This is a genomic window from Neobacillus drentensis, assembly GCF_036966985.1.
GTDB lineage: Bacteria > Bacillota > Bacilli > Bacillales > Cytobacillaceae > Neobacillus > Neobacillus drentensis_E.
In genome coordinates this window covers 242-2,951 of record NZ_JBALSN010000695.1, presented here as the reverse complement: position 1 = coordinate 2,951, position 2,710 = coordinate 242, and the positions used below count along the sequence as shown (strand labels likewise).

Genomic DNA, 2,710 nt, shown 5'->3' with positions numbered 1-2,710 from the left:
TTTTGGAGCCGGGCGCTTTGTGGCGGGGGAGACGATCCAAACAGCGATAGATTCCGTGAAGAAGTTGAATCGTGATGGGAAAATGGTCACCTTAGACCACCTGGGGGAATTTGTTTACACAGAAGAAGAGGCGCAGGAATCTACTGCCATGTGCATTCAAACCCTCGACGCTATTGCCGAAGCAGGGGTCAATTCCAATCTTTCTCTTAAAATGACATCGCTTGGCCTTGATATTAGCAAAGAGTTATGTATGAAGAATATGCGTAAAATTCTTAACCGGGCAGAGCTTCATCAAAATTTTGTCAGAATCGATATGGAAGATTATAATCACTGTCAAATATCATTGGATATTTATAAAGAGCTTCGGAAGGAATATGACAATGTCGGACTTGTTATTCAGGCCTACCTCATCAGAACAGAACAGGATATTGCCGACTTAAATCATCTGAACGCAAACCTGCGTCTTGTAAAAGGGGCATATAAAGAGTCTCCAACGGTTGCTTTTCCGGAGAAAAAAGATGTCGATGAGAATTTTAAAAAGATTATTAAGCAGCATCTATTAAATGGGAACTACACAGCAGTAGCAACCCATGATACAGCGATGATTGAATATACAAAAGCTCTAGTAAATGAATACCGAATAGCTAAAGACCAATTTGAGTTCCAAATGCTTTATGGAATTTGTGAGGATATTCAAGCTAGTCTTGTAAAAGAAGGGTTTAATGTCCGAGTTTACGTGCCATACGGGGTAGACTGGTTTGGTTATTTTATGAGACGGTTGGCAGAAAGACCTGCCAATGTATGGTTTGTTCTAAAAAATCTATTAAAATAACAATTTTATATAAAAAGGAGTCGGAATATTATGACAACCGTAACACAACATGCACCATTTAAAAATGAGCCTTTTACCAATTTTACTCTGGAAGAAAATAAGCAATCGATGGTTGCAGCGCTTGCGAAAGTGAAAACGGAGTTAGGCAGGAAGTACCCGCTAGTAATTGGCAATGAAAAGCTATTTACTGAGGAACAAACGATTTCTATTAATCCAGGAAATGTGGATGAAGTCATCGGGTCTGTTAGCAAAGGGAATAAAGAATTGGCTGAAAAAGCAATGCAGGAAGCGTTAAAAACCTTTGAAACTTGGAAAAAGGTGGTTCCAACTGAGCGTGCGGAATATCTATTCAAAGCAGCAAATTTAATGAGACAGCGCAAGCATGAATTTTCTTCGTACCTTGTCTATGAATCAGGGAAAAACTGGGCTGAAGCGGATGCTGATACAGCAGAAGCCATCGATTTTCTGGAATTCTATGCAAGAGAAATGATTCGCCTTAGTGAGACAAGCATTCTCCAGCCGCTTGTGAACATTGAAGGAGAAGACAATCAAATTTCGTATATTCCTCTTGGAGTTGGGATTGTCATCTCTCCGTTTAACTTCCCATTGGCGATCATGGCGGGAACCACTGTCGCAGCAATTGTCTCAGGAAATACGGTGATTTTGAAACCAGCCGATGCTACTCCAGTAATTGCCGCCAAATTTGTGGAATTAATGGAAGAGGTGGGCCTTCCTTCAGGCGTCCTCAACTATTTGCCAGGCGATGGAATTGATGTAGGGGAGTATTTGGTTGAGCATCCAAGCACTCGGTTTATCTCTTTTACAGGATCACGGGCGGTTGGATGCCGAATTTATGAACGAGCTTCAAAGGTTCAGCCAGGCCAATTATGGTTAAAACGTGTCATTGCTGAAATGGGCGGCAAGGATGGGGTTGTTGTCGATGAAACAGCCGACTTAGATGCAGCAGCAGCGGCGATTGTCGCTTCCGCATTCGGTTTCCAAGGACAAAAATGTTCAGCTGGCTCGAGAGCAATTATTGTCGAATCGGTTTATGATGAAGTCGTTGAGAAAGTAACGGAGTTAACGAAGAATTTAACAGTTGGTCTTCCTGCAGAGAACTTTGCGGTTGGACCGGTGATCGACCAGAAATCAGTGGATAAAATTATGGGCTATATCGAAATTGGTAAAACAGAAGGCCGATTGCTTACAGGTGGCTCTAGAACAGAGGGGAACGGCTTCTACATCGAACCAACCGTTATTGCGGATGTTCAACCAAAAGCCCGGATCATGCAAGAGGAAATCTTTGGTCCTGTCCTTGCCCTTGCGAAAGCAGCTGACTGGCAGGATGCTATTGAAATCTTTAATGATACCGACTATGGATTGACTGGTGCTTATCATTCCAAGAATGAGGAACGAATTCAGTATGCCCTAGAAAACATGCATTGCGGGAATCTTTATATTAATAAAAAGTGTACAGGTGCATTAGTGGGTGCTCATCCATTTGGCGGATTCAACATGTCAGGCACTGATTCAAAAGCTGGCGGATACGATTACCTGCTGTTGTTTACTCAAGCTAAACTGAAATCTAGAAAACTTTAATAATAGTAGAAACGGGGAACCCTCCTCATCAAGAGGGGGAATTCCCCCAAAACCAATCGTGTTTAAAATTTTATTGTAAGCGCTTCATATGATTTTGTGAGTCAAAAACAGAATGGGGGATGGGCTTTGAATATACAGATTCTTATTTCTATCGGTATTTATATGGTCGGTATGCTGATTATTGGTTATTTTGCGTACAAACGTACGTCTAATCTAGAAGATTATATGTTAGGTGGAAGAGGGCTGGGTCCAGCTGTCACAGCACTAAGTGCAGGGGCA

At 41.9% G+C, this 2,710-nt stretch carries 2 protein-coding genes; both read left to right on the top strand.

Annotated elements, in window-relative coordinates:
* A partial coding sequence (locus V7659_RS30635; RefSeq protein ID WP_335543781.1) for a proline dehydrogenase family protein occupies positions 1–832 on the top strand: 832 nt, incomplete at its 5' end.
* 30 nt (positions 833–862) lie between these two features.
* Entirely contained in the window at positions 863–2,431 is a 1,569-nt protein-coding gene (gene pruA, locus V7659_RS30630) for an L-glutamate gamma-semialdehyde dehydrogenase (RefSeq protein WP_335543780.1), read from the top strand.
* Positions 2,432–2,710: the final 279 nt, after the last annotated feature.

What these genes read in the sequence shown, in the direction of transcription:
- pruA (WP_335543780.1), top strand. Translation starts at nt 863, where the DNA reads ATGACAACCGTAACACAACATGCACCATTTAAAAATGAGCCTTTTACC.